Source organism: Streptomyces sp. 3N207 (assembly GCF_052246355.1).
Lineage (GTDB): Bacteria > Actinomycetota > Actinomycetes > Streptomycetales > Streptomycetaceae > Streptomyces.
This window is the reverse complement of the sequence record NZ_JBQQBV010000010.1, coordinates 197,112-212,132: the sequence shown is the minus strand read 5'-3', so window position 1 is coordinate 212,132 and position 15,021 is coordinate 197,112. Positions and strand designations below refer to the sequence as shown.

Below are 15,021 nucleotides of genomic sequence, written 5' to 3'. Positions count from 1 at the left end.
CCCGGAACCGGAGATCCCCGCTGTTCCCGTCGCTTCGCCGGGATTTCCGTGGTAGTCATCGGGGATGACCGAGGAATCCATCGACGAGACCGATATGCGCATACTGAACGCCCTCCAGCAGGACGGGAGGGCGAGCTACGCGCAGCTGGCGCGGACCGTCTCCATGTCCGCGAGCGCCGTCACCGAGCGGGTCCGGCGGCTGGAGGAGAGCGGGGTCATCTCCGGGTACTCCGCCGTCGTCGACCCCGAGCGCCTCGGCTTCACGATCCTGGCCTTCGTCCGGCTGCGCTATCCGACCGGCAACTACAAGCCGTTCCACGATCTGCTCGCGACGACGCCCGAGATCACCGAGGCGCACCATGTGACGGGCGACGACTGCTTCGTGCTGAAGGTCCTCGCCCGCTCCATGCACCATCTGGAGACGACCACCGGCCGGATCGCCGCGCTCGGTTCCGTCACCACCAGCGTCGTGTACTCCAGCCCGCTGCCGCACCGCTCCCTGACGGCACCGGCACCCGCCGGGCCCGGTCACCGCTGACCTCCGCACGGCGTGCGGGCGGGCGGACGGGGGTGCGGGGTCGTCAGCAGTCGCAGCCGCAGTCGCAGTCGCAGCAGCCGCCACCGCCTTCAGCGCCACCGCCCTCGCCACCACCACCGCAGCAGTCACAGTTGCAGTTGCTGCAGCAGTCGCAGCAGTCGCAGCAGTCCGAGCACAGGCCCTCGCGCTTCCGGCGGGACCAGGGGCCCTCGTACTCCGAGGCGCAGCACAGTTGGCAGGTGCAGCAGAGGCCGACGAAGGCCGCGCAGCCGGCGAAGAAGCTGCGCGGGGGACGCTGGTTGGGGGAGTGGGGGCCGGGGTTGCCCTGGCCGCCCGGGTCATCACCCCAGCCACCCCAGCCTTCGCCCCCGCCGCCGGGCGGCAGCTGGCCGCCGCCTCCGCCTGCGTAGGGATTTGCGGGGCCGTTGAGGTTCTGCGGGGCCTGCCCGTACGGGGGCTGGCCGTAGGGGGGCTGGCCCTGCGGCGGCTGGCCGTACTGCTGCTGCTGGTACGGGTTGCCGGGGCCGGGGCCAGGGGCGTGGCCGGTGGCGTGATCCGCCGTGTGTGCGCACGATGTCGTGCCGAACGCGCGGTCCACGGCGCGCGGCAGCTCATGCACCAGCAGGACGTGTGCCAGCCGCGGGTCGGCGAAGTCCACATCGCGCAGCGCCAGCCGGATGCCGCGCACCGCGTCGTCACACAGCCGGCGGGTCTCGGCGCGGGTGGCGCCGGTGGCGTTGATCGGGTTCCAGGCGCCCTCGGCGGCGTCGGTGACCCGGTCCTCGACCGCGTCCAGCAGATGGGCGAGGCGCCCGAAGAGCCGGCCGGCCTCGGCGAGCGGGGCCGCGTTGCCGGGCTTGCCCGCGAGCGTCGCGGTGTGCGCGAAGGCCGCGGCCGTCGCTGTCTCGGTGGGCTCGGTGACGGCCGTCAGCGGGGTGCCGGGGCCCGCGGCGTGCTCCACGTCGGTCTGCCTGTCCACGGCGTCGACCAGTACGGCCGTGTCGAAACCCAGCGTGCCGCCGGTACGGGCACCGGCGCGATCCCAGCCCGCGGCTATCCGGCGCGCTGCGGCAGCGACCGGGCGGCGGCGCAGCAGCCCGTCACGGTCGGCTATGTGGTCCCGCACCTTCGCCGAGGCCAGCACCAGCGACACCGACGCCGCCAGCCGCGCCCCCTCGCCCTGTGCGACGGACGCGGTCCGCATACCGCGCAGCGGGCACGGGCCCGCGGTGCGGCGCCGGGCGGCGGCGACACCGGTCTGCGCGTCCGTCAGCACGGAGATGAGCAGCCCGTCGTAGTTCGTCACCACCCGGGCGAACTGCCCGTGGTCGCCGCGGAGTGCGAGACACAGCCCGCACAGATGCGCCATCCACTCGCTCCTGAGCCCCTCCGACAGCCGGTGCTTGCAGGGCCTGACGATTCCGAACACGAGCTCCCCCGTACGTGACTCGACTGCTGCGGTGCTTGTGCAGTGCGGCGATCGTACCCACCGGCCTAACCGCCACTTCCGGGCCCCCGCAAGAGCAACGGGACGGTGCTCGGTAGCGTCTTGCGGGGTATGCCCGCTGTTCTGGTCCTCGGTTTCGACCCGCACACTGTTCCCGGCGTGGACGGATACGCCCTGCACGCCGCTCTCGACGAGGAGTTGGCCCGGTTCGCGGAACTCTCCGTCGACGCGTCCGTGGCAGTGGTGGCCGCCCACGGGCCCGACGAGTCCGTATTCAGGACCGCGCTGTCCGAGCGCGAGTGGGATGTCGTCGTCATCGGCGGCGGCATCCGGAAGCCGGAGCCCGCACTGCTCTTCTTCGAGCGGGTCGTCAATCTGGTGCACCGGCACGCTCCCGGCGCCGCCATCGCCTTCAACACCAGTATCGGCGACAGCGTCGAGGCGGCCCGGCGGTGGCTGCCCTCCGTGCCCTCCTCCTGAGCCCGGCCGTCGCCGGGAAGATCCCGTCGCTGGGAAACCCCACGACCCATCGAGGGAAGCTCTGCTACGTTCCCTTCATGCAGCGCGCCGTACGTATCGCGAGGACGACGACGCCGGACCCAGTCCCGGCGCGCTGACCGACGTACAGACGTACACCGAAGCCCCGGGCCGAGCGCCCGGGGCTTCGTCGTTCGCTCCCTCGGGCGCCCGCCCGCACCCCCGAGGGAGAAGCACATGACCGCCGCCCGCCACGACCACCGTTCGCTCGGCCGCGAGTTGGGCCTCTTCGGTACCGATCCGCTGATCGGGGCCGGTCTGCCGTACTGGCTGCCGGACGGGGCCACCGTCCGGCACGAGCTGGAGGAGTACGTTCGTACCGCCGAGCGCCGCGCGGGCTACCAGCATGTGTACTCGCCGGTGCTGGGGAAAAAGGAGCTGTACGAACTCTCCGGGCACTGGGCGCACTACGCCGACGACATGTTCCCTCCCTTGGAAGCGGGCGACGGGGAACAGCTCGTGCTCCGGCCCAGCCTGTGCCCGCACCACGCGGTCATCTACCGGTCCCGCTCCCACAGTTACCGCGAACTTCCGCTGCGTATGGCGGAGCTGGGCGCCATGTACCGGTCCGAGCGCTCCGGCGTGCTCGGCGGACTGACCCGGGTACGGGCCATCCAGCTGAACGACGCGCACATCTTCTGCACCCTCGACCAGGTCGCCGCCGAGGCGCGGGCGGCGCTGGAGCTGATCGGCGACGCATACCGGGCGGTCGGTATCGAGTCGGCCCGCTACCGGCTCTCCCTCCCGGCCCCGGGCGGCAAGTACGTGGCCGACCCGGGCAAATGGCGGCAGGCCACCGCGCTGCTGACCGAGGTGCTGGACGAGGCGGGGCTGCCGTACGAGGCGGCGGAGGGCGAGGCCGCCTTCTACGGGCCGAAGATCGATGTGCAGATCGCCGACGCCGCGGGCCGGGAAGCGACCCTCTCCACCGTCCAGGTCGACCTCCACCAGCCCGAACGCTTCGACCTGCACTACATCGGCGCGGACGGCGCCAAGCACCGGCCCGTGATGGTGCACCGGGCCGTCATCGGCAGCGTCGAACGTGCCGTCGCGCAGCTGATCGAGGTGCACGGCGGCGCCTTCCCCGGCTGGCTGGCGCCCACCCAGATCGTCGTGCTGCCGGTGTCCGAGGCGGAGGTTCCGGACGGCGAGGCGCTGGTGCGGCGCTGCGCCGCCGCCGGTCTGCGCGCCGAGCTCGCCGCACCGGAACGCGGCAGCCTGGGCGCCCGGGTGCGGGAAGCGCGCCTCGTGCCGTACCAGGCGGTGATCGGCGCCCGGGAGGCCGCCGACGGCCGGCTCGCGCTGCGGCTGCGCGACGGTCGCCGCCTCGACCCGCTGCCGATCGACGAGGCCCTCGCCCGGATCACCGCTCTCGTGGGGCGGCACAGCACCGAACTGTGGTGAACGCGGCCGGTTATGAATGCTATTTCGAGGTGATGTCGGCAGGCTCGAGCGGCACCGGCGGCTCCATGGGCTCCGGGGGCAGGAAGCGCACCGAGGGCCGCCCGTCCGGGCCGTGCGGCATCACCACCGAGCGCACCCCGTAGACGTCGGCCACCATCCGCTCCGTCAGAACCTCGCCCGGCGGACCCGCCGCCACCACCCGGCCCTGCCGCAGCACCACCAGGTGGTCGCAGAACATCGCCGCCAGGTTGAGGTCGTGCAGGGCGATCACGCTGGTGACGGGCGTACGGACGACGAGCGCCAGCAGCTCCAGCTGGTACTGGACGTCGAGGTGGTTGGTGGGCTCGTCCAGCAGCAGCTCGCTCGGCCGCTGCGCCAGCGCGCGGGCGATCTGCACCCGCTGCCGTTCGCCGCCCGAGAGGCTGTGCCAGGGCTGATCGAGCCGGTCGGCCAGCCCGGTGTGTACGGCAGCCTCCAGCACGGCCGTCTCGTCCTCGGCCCGCTGCCCCGACCAGATGCCGCGGTGCGGGATGCGGCCGAGCCGTACGACATCGCCGACGGTCAGCTCCACGCCGGTCTCCGCATGCTGCTCGACGACGGCCACCCGACGGGCCACAGCGCGGCGCCCCAGCTCGCGCAGCGGTCTGCCGTCAAGGGTGACCACTCCCGAGGCGGTCGGCCGGATGCCCGCCAGCAGCCGCAACAGCGTGGACTTTCCCGAGCCGTTGGGCCCCAGCAGCCCCACCGTCTGGCCGGGCTGCGGATCCAGGCTCACCCCGTCGACGATCAGCCGCCCCCCTGCCTGCCAGGACACCGAGTGCGCACTCAGGCTCACAGCCCCGCACCTCCGCCTACGCCGTGCGCCCTGCCGCGCCGCCCCCGGTGCAGGATCACCACGAAGGCCGGCACCCCCAGCAGCGAGGTCGCCACTCCGACCGGCAGCTCACGCGGGTCCAGCAGGGTGCGCGCCGCGGTGTCGACCCACACCAGGAAGACCGCGCCCACCAGGGCCGTCACCGGCAGCAGCCGCCGGTGCGCCGGCCCGGTCAGCGCGCGGGCCGCGTGCGGCAGCACCAGCCCCACGAAGCCGATCGCGCCCGACGAGCTGACCAGTACCGCCGTCAGCAGCGCAGTGACCAGCAGCAGCGTCAGCCGCACCCGCCGCACCGGTACGCCCAGCGAGGCGGCGGCCTCCTGCCCGAAGGCGAAGGCGTCCAGCGCGTCGGCCCGCGCCAGGCACACCACCAGCGCCAGCCCCAACGCGCCCGCGCCCAGCGCCACCTCACCCCAGTCGGCCGAGCCCAGCGAGCCCAGCAGCCAGAACAGCACCCCGCGGGTCTGCTCGGCGTCGGCCGAGGTGAAGACGATCAGCGAGGTCAGCGCCGAGAACAGCTGCATTCCGGCGATGCCCGACAACAGCACCCGGTCCGTCGTACCGCCCGAGGTGTGCGCCAGCAGCAGCACCAGCCCGAACGAGAGTGCGGCGCCCGCGAAAGCGCCCGCCGACAACGAGAGGGCGCCGCCGCCCACGCCGAGCACCACCACGGCGACCGCCCCGGTGGAGGCGCCGGAGGAGACGCCCAGCACGAAGGGGTCGGCAAGCGGGTTGCGGAGCAGTGACTGGAGGACGGCGCCGCACAGCCCGAGGCCGGCGCCGCACAGTGCGGCCAGCAGGGCGCGGGGGAGGCGCAGTTCCAAGATGATGCCCTCGCGCAGTGGTGAGACCCCTGCATCGGCGCCGCCCAGTCCTTCTATGACGACCAGCCATACGTCGGTTACGCCGATACGGGCCTGCCCGGCGGTGATGGCCAGGGCCACTGACGCCGCGAGGGCGAGCGCGGCGACCACGCACAGGAGGGCTGCGCCCTGCCCGGTGCGGAGCGCTCCGCTGAGGGGGTGCCCCTGCCTGAAGTTTGCGGGGTGCGGCTTGCGTTGTGGCTGATCGCGCAGTTCCCCGCGCCCCTGACGGGGCGCGTCCGCGTCCCCCGGCTGTGCTTGGGCAGTCTGCGCCAGGGGCGCAGGGTGGGCAAGCGCAGCCCCCGTTGCCGGGTCGGCAGCAGCTTCGGAGCTCCCGCCAGCCCGTTCCCCCCTCACTTCGCCAGCCCCAAATCTCGCAGTCCCCTTGCCACCTTCTCCACTCCCTCCACCGTGCGGATCGAGGGATTCATCGCGGCGCCGGGCAGCAGGATGTAGCGCTTGTGGCGGACTGCCGTCATATGGCGGGTGACCGGGTCGGACTCCAGCTTCCGGATCTTGGCCTTCGCGGTCTCCGCGGTCTGGTTCTTGCGGGTCAGATCGCCCAGCACGATCACATCGGGGTCCCGGTCGGCGACCGTCTCCCAGCCGATCTGCGGCCACTCGTCGTGGGTGTCGTCGAAGACGTTCTTCGCGCCCACCGCGCGGGTGATGATGCCCGGCGCCCCGCAGCAGCCCGCCAGATACGGCGACTCGGAGTTGGCGAACCAGTACATGACGGAGGTGCCGCGCGCGTCGGTGCCCCGGGTGGCCTTCGCCACCCGCGCCTTGAGGCCGGCCACCAGCCGCTCGCCGCGCTTCGGCACGCCGAACGCCTTCGCCAGGTCGCGGATCTCGCCGTAGACGGTGCTCAGCTCCAGCCGGCTGCTGCGCGCTCCGTCGCCGTTGGAGCCGGACTTCTTGGCGCAGTCGGCGGGGGAGAGGTAGGTGGGCACCCCGAGGTCGGCGAACTTGCCGCGCGGGGCGACGCCGCCCTTGTCGAGGGTGGCGGAGAAGGAGGCGGTCACCAGGTCCGGGTCCTTGTCGAGCACCTTCTCCAGCGCGGGGTAACCGTCGGCCAGCCGCGGGACCTTCGCGTTCTCCTCACCGAGCCCCTTCATGACCGGGTCGGTCCAGGTGCCGGTGCCCGCCATCCGGTCGCCCAGCCCGAGAGCGAGCAGGATCTCGGTCGAGCCCTGGTCGAGGGAGACGGCCCGCCGCGGGGGCCGCTGGAGGGTGACGTCCTGCCCGCAGTTGTGCAGCGTACGGGGGTAACCGGGGGCCGCGCCCTTGCCGGACGCCTCCGTCGGGGAGTCCCCGCCGCAGCCGGCGGCGCCCAGGACGAGTGCCAGGGCGAGGCCCGGCACGAGTACGCGGATACGGCGCGGTCGGCGCATGGCCAGGGGTTCCTTCTCCGTCAGAGGCCCAGTCGCGGGGCCCGGCGTGCCACCGTGCCCGGGGCAGTCCGAGCGCGGGTGCCAGCAGGTTTTCGGGCTCGGGACTGTGGGAGCGTGCGCCTTCCCAGGGACGTACGTCCCCAGTGGCCTCGTGCACGCCCCAGTCCCACACCGCTGCGCGTCAGCTCCGGATTCGCACCGGATTCCCTGACCCGTTCAAGGGTTTGACTGGCCGCTGAAACGTACCACGCGGGCGGCATCCCGCAGGAACCGGGAGAAACGACAAAAGGGACCCCGAGGCTTTACCCGGCCCCGGGGTCCTGGGTGCCGCTCGTTCACACGCACCGGCCTGTTGATGGGCGGATCGTTCGGCGATGCCCTTGCGTGGAGCCACTCCACCACGGCGCAGCGTGGATGCGCCGGCTGGGTTCGAACCAGCGTCTCAAGGTCGTCACCGCCCCGGTTGCCGGACGATGAGCGGCGATACTGAGCTTGGAGCGAGAGGTTGAGACTGACGGGCACCCTGTGTTCAGGACAGGGCGACCCGGGGGGTCACACATCAGCTTCAGCTTCAGCTTTGCGCTCCTGGCGCACCCGGTGACCGAAGGTCGCTGAAACCCTGGCCCCGGGGGACCCCGGCCGCCACGTCGTCGAAACGTGCGCCGGGGTGTCTGTGGTGGTGAGATGCCTCCTGGCTGTCAGTCGAAGAGGTAGCCGAAGACGGCGTCCCCGACGCGCTTGTCGGTGACCTCGGTCCCGTTGGCCTCCTCACGGGCGAACTTCACCGCGGCCGCCAGCTTGTCCAGCCGCTCCAGCAGCTCGTTGACCCGTCGTGCGGGCAGGGCGCCGGAGTACTTGACCGTGGTCCAGTAGCCGACGGGGATGTCCTCGTAGTACACCTCGACCTGGGCCGGGTGCTTCTCCGTGGCCTCCGCCTTCACATGGTTGCGCGGCACCTTCTTGGTGCGCACCGTACGGACCTGCTCGGTCTTCCACCAGTCCGTGGAGGGGTCCTTCTCCCACGCCTCCGCGCCGTCCAGCACCGGCAGCTTCCGCAGGAAGGAGCCGAGCTCGCCCAGTTGCTTCTCCAGGAACAGCAGGTAGGAGACCGGCACTTCGGACAGGACGGTGCGTCCGTCGACGACGACGTCCGCACGAGCCGTGAGGTTCGCCCAGTCCTTCGTCGCCGTCACATCGAACAGCCGGGTGAGGATCTTCGCCGTTTCCTTCAGCACATCCTCGGCCTTGACCTGGACCCGCGTCGACTCCGGCGGAAGCTGCTCGCCCTCTTCGTCCTTGGGCTGGTACGTACGCGAGATACCGGCCAGCATCTGGGGCTTCGCCAGCCCGTGCTGTGCCTGCGCCAGGTCCTGGACCACCTTGGACTTGACGCCTTTCTCGACTGCGATGATCTGATTCAGCTTCGCCACGAACGCGAAGCTAGCAGTCCGATCCTCAGCCGTTCCAGGCATTTTGTTCGACGACTTCGTAACAGGCGGGGTCCCACGTCCGAGTGAAAATGGATGTTCGTCAGCTTGGGCCGGGTAGGCCAAGTCAGCTACCGATCCGACGAGCTGGGGGACAGTGACGTTGTCGCAACCCTTCGAACTGCCCGACTTCTATGTGCCCTACCCGGCCCGGCTCAACCCGCACGTCGACCAGGCCCGGACCCATTCACGGGAGTGGGCACGGGAGATGGGGATGCTGGAGGGCTCGGGGATCTGGGACACCGCCGACCTGGACGCGCACGACTACGCGCTGCTGTGCGCCTACACCCATCCCGACGCCGAAGCGGACGATCTGGCGCTGGTCACCGACTGGTACGTGTGGGTCTTCTTCTTCGACGACCACTTCCTGGAGGAGTTCAAGCGCACCCAGGACCGGGCGGGCGGCAAGGCGTATCTGGACCGGCTGCCGCTGTTCATGCCGCTGGAGGACGTCCCGGCGTCCCCGGTGCCCGAACCCACCAACCCCGTCGAGGCGGGCCTGGCCGACCTGTGGGCCAGAACGGTGCCGTCGATGTCGGCCGACTGGCGCGCGCGGTTCGCCGTCAGCACCGAGAACCTGCTCAACGAGTCGCTGTGGGAGCTCTCCAACATCAACATCGGGCGGGTGCCGAACCCGGTCGAGTACATCGAGATGCGGCGCAAGGTCGGCGGTGCGCCGTGGTCGGCCGGGCTGGTGGAGTTCGCGGCGCACGCCGAGGTGCCCGCCGCCGTTGCCGCCTCCCGCCCGCTGTGCGTACTGCGCGACACCTTCTCCGACGCCGTCCATCTGCGCAACGACCTGTTCTCGTACCAGCGTGAGACGCAGGACGAGGGCGAGCTGTCCAACGGCGTACTCGTCCTGGAGACGTTCCTGGAGTGCGGCACCCAGGAGGCCGCCGACGCCGTCAATGACCTGCTCACCTCCCGCCTCCAGCAGTTCGAGCACACCGCGCTGACCGAAGTGCCTGCGCTCTGCGCCGACAAGGGCCTGGACCCGGCCGCGTGTGCCGATATCGCCGCCTATACCAAGGGACTTCAGGACTGGCAGTCCGGTGGCCACGAGTGGCACATGCGCTCCAGCCGCTATATGAACGGCGGCGGAGCGGGCGGCACCGGCCCGGCGCGGCTGCCGTTCGTCCCGGCCGGTCTCGGCACCTCGGCGGCCGACGTGCTGCGCCCGCACGCCCGCGCGCAGCTGCGGCGCGCCCGCTTCTTCACCCACGTACCGCACGAGCGCACCGGGCCCTCCGTGCTGCCCGACTTCGAGATGCCGTTCGAGCACCGGCTCAGCCCGCACCTGGGCGGCGCCCGGGAGCGCGTCGTCAGCTGGGCCCACGGGATGGGACTGCTGGAGCCGCAGCCGGAAGTGCCCGGCGGCCGGCTGTGGGACGAGGAGCTGATGCGGGACTACGACCTGCCGCTGTGCGCCGCCGGACTGCACCCGGACGCGACGGCCGACGAGCTCGATCTGGCCTCCGCCTGGCTGGCCTGGGGCACCTGGGGCGACGACTACTATCCGGCCCGCTTCGGACGCACCCGCGATCTGGCGGGCGCCAAGGCGTGCACCGAGCGGCTGTCCCTCTTCATGCCCGTCGACGGTGAGCCGCCGCCTCCGGCCGGCCCGTTCGAGCGTTCACTGGCCGATCTGTGGGTCAGGACGGCGGGCCCGATGAGCCCCGGGAAGCGCCGTCGGTTCCGTACCGCCATCGAGATCATGGCCGAGAGCTGGCTGTGGGAGCTCGACAACCAGGCGCAGAACCGCATCCCCGACCCCGTCGACTACGTGGAGATGCGGCGGCGGACCTTCGGCTCGGACCTGACCATGAGCCTGTGCCGGCTCTCCCAGCCGGACACCATCCCGGAGGAGATCTACCGCAGCGGCCCGATGCAGTCGCTGGAGAACGCGGCTGCCGACTACGCCTGCCTGCTCAACGACGTCTTCTCGTACCAGAAGGAGATCGAGTTCGAGGGCGAGCTGCACAACGGGCTGCTGGTCGTCCGCGCCTTCTTCGACTGCGACTACCCGACGGCGCTGCGCATCGTCGACGACCTGATGAAGTCCAGGATGCGGCAGTTCCAGCATGTCGCCGCGCACGAGTTTCCCGTGCTCTACGACGACTTCGGGCTCGACGAGGCCGGGCGGGCGGCGTTGGACGGCTATGTGCGGGAGCTGGAGAACTGGATGGCGGGGATCCTGGTGTGGCACCGCGACTGCCGCCGCTACACGGAGGCGGATCTGCGCCGCCACTTCCTGCCTACGTGGCCGTTCGACGGGCCTGCGGGTCTGGGGACGTCGGCTGCGCGGCTGGGTCACTCTGCCGCGCGGCTGATGTCGCGGTAGCGGCACCGGCCGCGGTGCCGGGCTGCGGGGGTCGTGGTGTGCGGCTGCGCGAGCGGGAGACCGCCACCCCCGCCAGGCACAGCAGACCGCCCGCCAGTGCCAGTCGGCCGGGCACCTCGTCCAGGAAGAGCCAGGACATCAGGACGACGAGGAAGGGCACCACGTACGTGGTGGAGCCCATCCGGCCCGCGGTGGTGCGGGAGAGGGCGTAGGCCCAGGTGGAGAAGGCCAGCGCGGTGGGGAACACGCCCAGGTAGACGGTGTTGAGCGTGGCGGACAGCGGCGCGTCCGCCACCTGCGAGACCAGCTGACCGCTGAACGGCAGGCAGGCGACGAAGCCGATCAGGCAGCCGAACGTGGTGGCCTGGAGCGGGGAGGCGTGCCGCAGTGCGGGCTTCTGGCAGACGACCCCGAGGGCGTAGGTGACGGCTGCCAGCACGCACAGCGCCACCCCCAGCGGCGAGGAACCGTCGCCCTCGGAGACGGACAGGCCGACCACGACGGCGCCCGCGAAGGAGACCGCCATCCCGGCCAGCAGCCGGCTGGGGAAGCCCTCCTTGAGTAGCCAGCCGCCCAGCACCGCCATCAGGATGGGGCCGATGTTGACGACCATTGCGGCCGTGCCCGCGTCCACGAGGCGTTCACCCCAGTTGAGCGCGACCATGTAGCCGCCGAACCACAGGACCCCTGAGGCGGCGATGCCGGGCCAGGCGGCCTTGGGCGGGAGCCCTTCGCGCCGGATGAGCAGCACCGCACACAGCACCAGGGCACCGGCCCCGAGCCGTCCCAGCGCCAGGGCGCCCGGGGCGTAGTGTTCACCCGCGCTGCGTATGGAGACGAATGCCGAGGCCCACAGCACAACCGTGACTCCGGCTGCTGCCAGCGCTGTGGCCTCGGCGCGTCCCTTGCCTGCCGCCATGAGGGCTCCTTCATGGTTCACCGACCGCATATGCGAGTCAGGACCGTAGGCTACCCATACTCATGACGCCACTGGTTTTCCGGTGCTCCCTTCCGGACTGCTACGGCAGCAGGGAGCGCACCAGGCGGCAGGTGGTCGGCGACGGCGGGTGCACGCCGATGCGGTGCGCCGTCGCTCGGATGGTGTGATTGCGGGCCTGCGCGGCGGTGTAGACGCCGGTGTCGAGCAGGGCTATGGCGATCCGCATGGCCTTGAGGCGGCGGTTGTGTGTCTCGTACCACTCGCGCGGCCGGCCCGCCGGGAGCGGCTTCTTGGGCAGAACGGGCAGAGTGGACATCTTCGGCAGGTGCTGCTGCTGGTGCGACTGGTTGCGGGTCGTGGGGCGGGTGTGCGAACGAGAGGTACGGGCACGGACAGCAGTCATCGACGGTCTCCTCACGACGTCGGTGCGCTTCCTGGAAACTACTTCGATTCTACCCCGCACCACTGACAAAACCCGCTGGTCATCAGGGAGTTCGGGATCTTTGTTCGATTAGGCGGCGGTCTCCTGTGCGGGCTCTTGCGCGGTCTGTTCCGAGGCGGCCGGACGGCCGAAGTCCCGCAGGATCTGTTCCGTCGCCCGCTGCGCCGAACTCAGCGCCCCGCGCAGCGTGCTGGTGTCCCGGTGCTCCCCGCAGACGTACAGCCCCGACAGCACTCGCACCGGCCGCCTCGGGTCGTGCGGCGCGGGCATCGCCGGTACCGCTTCCGGGTCGTGGTACGCCGCCAGCAGCTCCCAGCGGTCCGTCGACGTGCCGTAGACACCCGCGAGTTGCTCACGTGCGGCCTTGTCCAGCGCCGCGGGCGGCTCGGCTGCCCGCCCGCCCAGTACGACGGAGGTGACCAGGGTCCGGCCCGGCGCCGCCCGCGAGGGGTCCACCGCCGAGGCCACCCAGGTGTGGCTGACCGGATCCGGCTCCGTGCCGTCCCGTTCGGCGCACACGGTGAACGACGGCCCGGGCGCATTCGGCGGGAGGGCGGCAGGCGCCGCATGGTGCAGGACGGTCACCGGGTGGAACCGGGGCACCCGCAACCCCGGCAGCAGCGTGGCGGCCGAGCGGGCACCGGTGGCCACCAGCGCCGCCTCGCAGCCGAACGTGCCGTGCTCCTCGGTCTCCACGGTGTGCGTGCTCACGGAGGTGACCCGTACGCCCGTACGCACCGTGCCCGGCGGCAGCGCTGCCGCCAGCAGCTCCGGAACGGTGGCCTGCCCGCCCGCCGGTACGCCGAGCCCGCCCCGCGCGAAGCCGCGCAGCGTCAGATCGGCGACGCGGCTGGAGGTGGTCAGCGCCGGGTCCGACAGCAGTGCGGTCAGCAGCGGACGCACCAGCGTCTCGGCCGGCCGGGAGGGCAGGCCGCGCGCCGACAGGGCCTGGCCGGCGGGGAGTTCGGGCCGCGAGAGCAGCCCCTGGGGCGGTGCTGCCGCGAACCGGGCGAGGGATGCGCGCAGCCGCACCAGGCCCAGCGCGTCGGACATGTCGGCGCGGCTGCGCGCGCCGGTGAGCGCGCGAGCCGTCGTCAGTGCTGTCAGTGCGCCCCGCGTGCTTCCTGCGCCCCTCGTGCGCCGGTCGAGCTGGCCCGTACGGCCGGCCCGCACCGACTGGGAAGCGCGCTCCGCCGACCGGGCCGCCACCCGGTGCGTCCGGCCCTCCGCGTGCAGCAGTGCCCCGGGTGTGAACGGGCGCAGGGTGAGCGTGTCCAGCGCGGGCAGCCGCGCGAAAGCATCCGCGTCCCGGTCCAGGCTGACCACCCCGGGGCTGCGGTCGAGCCGGTACTCCTCGACGTGGTCGGTACGCAGCCGCCCTCCGACGCGGGAGGCCGCCTCAAGGACGAGGACGCGCATCCCGGCGCCGGTCAGCCGGTGCGCGGCGGCCAGCCCGGCCAGTCCCGCACCGACGATCACCACGTCCGCGGTCCGGTCTCTGCCGACGGCCTCCACCTCCTCGCCGCCACTCCCGGTGCGGGTGCCTGCGTCTGCGCTGCTGGTCAGCACGTGTCCTCCCGACGTCGACGCGCGTGCTGGTCTGATGGGTCCGATGGGGGTCAGCCTTTTCGCTGCTGTCGCGTTGGTGCTGTGCGTGCGTTCTTGTGCCGCTGTGGGGACAGTTGTCGTCCTGATGCCCCACCGGGCTCGGCTCATACCCGTGTTCGAGAGTTGGTGTGTGATCGCGCTCGCGGTACGTCGCGCGGGGGGCGCCCGGAGGCACAGGGGATCAGAACGGGAACCCGCCTCAGCAGGCCGCCGGGCTCAAAGAGCGGCGCGGATGGCGTCCGTGACCGTCGGGAAGGCGAAGCGGAAGCCCGCGTCCAGCAGGCGGCGGGGGAGCACCCGCTGGCTGCCCAGCACGTCCTGGGCGAACTCGCCCAGTGCGATACGGAGCACGGGGGCGGGGACCGCGAAGAGGGTGGGACGGTGCAGTACCCGCCCCATGGCGGCGGTGACTTCACGGTTGGTGGCGGGCTGCGGCGCTGTGAGGTTCACCGGGCCGCTCAGCGACTGCTCTCCCAGCAGGAAGCGCAGCGCCGCCAGATGGTCGTGCAGCGCGATGTGGCTCCAGTACTGGCGGCCGTTGCCCAGCCGGCCGCCGAGCCCGGCCCTGAAGAGGGGGAACAGCCGCCCCCACGCCCCGCCGCCGCGCGCGACGACCAGCCCGGTGCGGCCGAACACCGTACGGATCCCGGCGTCCTGCGCGGGCTTCGCCGCGGCCTCCCAGTCCTGGCACAGCTCGGCCAGAAAACCGGTGCCGGGACCGGCGCTCTCGTCGACGGCCCGGTCCCCGGTGTCGCCGTAGTAGCCGATCGCGGTACCGACGATCAGGGTGTGCGGCGGGGTGTCCAGCGCGGCGAGGGCGTCGGCGAGGGTCCGGGTGCCCAGCACCCGGCTGTCGCGCAGCTCGCGCTTGTAGCTTTCCGTCCAGCGGTGTTCGCCGACGCCCGCGCCCGCCAGGTGGACGACGGCCTCGCAGCCGGCGAGTCCGGCCACCTCCACCGTGCCCCCTGCCGGATCCCACCGCAGCTCGTCGGCTGCCGCCGCCGGCCGCCGTACGAGCCGCAGCACGTCGTGGCCCTCGGCCCGCAGCGAGCGGGTGAGCGCCGAGCCGATGAGTCCGGTCGAGCCGGTGACCGCAATACGCATGCGCCCATCCTGACGCATGCCTGCCGGGTGCACCGGCCGCCG

Annotated in this window: 13 protein-coding genes and 1 riboswitch; of the genes, 4 read left to right on the top strand and 9 right to left on the bottom strand. The window is 72.0% G+C overall.

Annotated elements, in window-relative coordinates; all coding sequences use genetic code 11:
- Nucleotides 1-64: 64 nt before the first annotated feature.
- Nucleotides 65-538 carry an Lrp/AsnC family transcriptional regulator gene (locus ACTWP9_RS17925; protein ID WP_443247182.1) on the top strand — a complete coding sequence of 158 codons (474 nt, stop codon included), beginning with the start codon at nt 65-67 and terminating at the stop codon, nt 536-538.
- Between the two features lie 43 nt (nt 539-581).
- On the opposite strand, the gene ACTWP9_RS17920 is transcribed toward ACTWP9_RS17925, so the two are convergent.
- The gene (locus ACTWP9_RS17920; RefSeq protein ID WP_443247181.1) at nt 582-1,967 is read right to left on the bottom strand and encodes a DUF5685 family protein; all 1,386 of its coding nucleotides are present in this window, start codon (nt 1,965-1,967) and stop codon (nt 582-584) included.
- 129 nt (nt 1,968-2,096) lie between these two features.
- Between ACTWP9_RS17920 and ACTWP9_RS17915 the strand changes: the two genes are divergently transcribed.
- Nucleotides 2,097-2,465, top strand: a complete 369-nt coding sequence (locus ACTWP9_RS17915; RefSeq protein ID WP_443247180.1) for a hypothetical protein — start codon at nt 2,097-2,099, stop codon at nt 2,463-2,465.
- 234 nt (nt 2,466-2,699) lie between these two features.
- Entirely contained in the window at nt 2,700-3,926 is a 1,227-nt protein-coding gene (gene thrS / locus ACTWP9_RS17910; protein WP_443247179.1) for a threonine--tRNA ligase, read from the top strand.
- Nucleotides 3,927-3,945: 19 nt separating this feature from the next.
- On the opposite strand, the gene ACTWP9_RS17905 is transcribed toward thrS, so the two are convergent.
- The 4 genes from ACTWP9_RS17905 to ACTWP9_RS17890 form a co-directional block, all read right to left on the bottom strand.
- A complete protein-coding gene (locus ACTWP9_RS17905) occupies nt 3,946-4,761 on the bottom strand; it encodes an ABC transporter ATP-binding protein (protein ID WP_443247178.1) in 816 nt (271 codons plus the stop codon).
- Entirely contained in the window at nt 4,758-5,774 is a 1,017-nt protein-coding gene (locus tag ACTWP9_RS17900; RefSeq protein WP_443247177.1) for a FecCD family ABC transporter permease, read from the bottom strand. The genes ACTWP9_RS17905 and ACTWP9_RS17900 overlap by 4 nt, the downstream gene beginning before the upstream one ends.
- 242 nt (nt 5,775-6,016) lie before the next feature.
- The gene (locus tag ACTWP9_RS17895; protein ID WP_443247176.1) at nt 6,017-7,057 is read right to left on the bottom strand and encodes an ABC transporter substrate-binding protein; all 1,041 of its coding nucleotides are present in this window, start codon (nt 7,055-7,057) and stop codon (nt 6,017-6,019) included.
- Nucleotides 7,058-7,123: 66 nt separating this feature from the next.
- Nucleotides 7,124-7,305, bottom strand: a riboswitch (cobalamin riboswitch).
- 450 nt (nt 7,306-7,755) lie between these two features.
- Nucleotides 7,756-8,487 (bottom strand): DUF7873 family protein, encoded by a 732-nt coding sequence (locus ACTWP9_RS17890; RefSeq protein WP_443247175.1) that lies wholly within the window; start codon nt 8,485-8,487, stop codon nt 7,756-7,758.
- Nucleotides 8,488-8,647: 160 nt separating this feature from the next.
- Between ACTWP9_RS17890 and ACTWP9_RS17885 the strand changes: the two genes are divergently transcribed.
- Nucleotides 8,648-10,885 (top strand): terpene synthase family protein, encoded by a 2,238-nt coding sequence (locus ACTWP9_RS17885; protein ID WP_443247174.1) that lies wholly within the window; start codon nt 8,648-8,650, stop codon nt 10,883-10,885.
- Here the strand turns inward: ACTWP9_RS17885 and ACTWP9_RS17880 are convergent.
- The 4 genes from ACTWP9_RS17880 to ACTWP9_RS17865 form a co-directional block, all read right to left on the bottom strand.
- Nucleotides 10,800-11,804: a DMT family transporter gene (locus tag ACTWP9_RS17880; protein ID WP_443247173.1), complete on the bottom strand. Its 1,005-nt coding sequence runs from the start codon at nt 11,802-11,804 to the stop codon at nt 10,800-10,802. The two genes, ACTWP9_RS17885 and ACTWP9_RS17880, sit on opposite strands and share 86 nt — an antisense overlap.
- Before the next feature lie 100 nt (nt 11,805-11,904).
- Entirely contained in the window at nt 11,905-12,228 is a 324-nt protein-coding gene (locus tag ACTWP9_RS17875) for a hypothetical protein (RefSeq protein WP_443247172.1), read from the bottom strand.
- Between the two features lie 108 nt (nt 12,229-12,336).
- Nucleotides 12,337-13,836 carry an FAD-dependent oxidoreductase gene (locus ACTWP9_RS17870; protein WP_443247171.1) on the bottom strand — a complete coding sequence of 500 codons (1,500 nt, stop codon included), beginning with the start codon at nt 13,834-13,836 and terminating at the stop codon, nt 12,337-12,339.
- Nucleotides 13,837-14,091: 255 nt separating this feature from the next.
- The gene (locus tag ACTWP9_RS17865; RefSeq protein ID WP_443247170.1) at nt 14,092-14,979 is read right to left on the bottom strand and encodes a TIGR01777 family oxidoreductase; all 888 of its coding nucleotides are present in this window, start codon (nt 14,977-14,979) and stop codon (nt 14,092-14,094) included.
- Nucleotides 14,980-15,021: the final 42 nt, after the last annotated feature.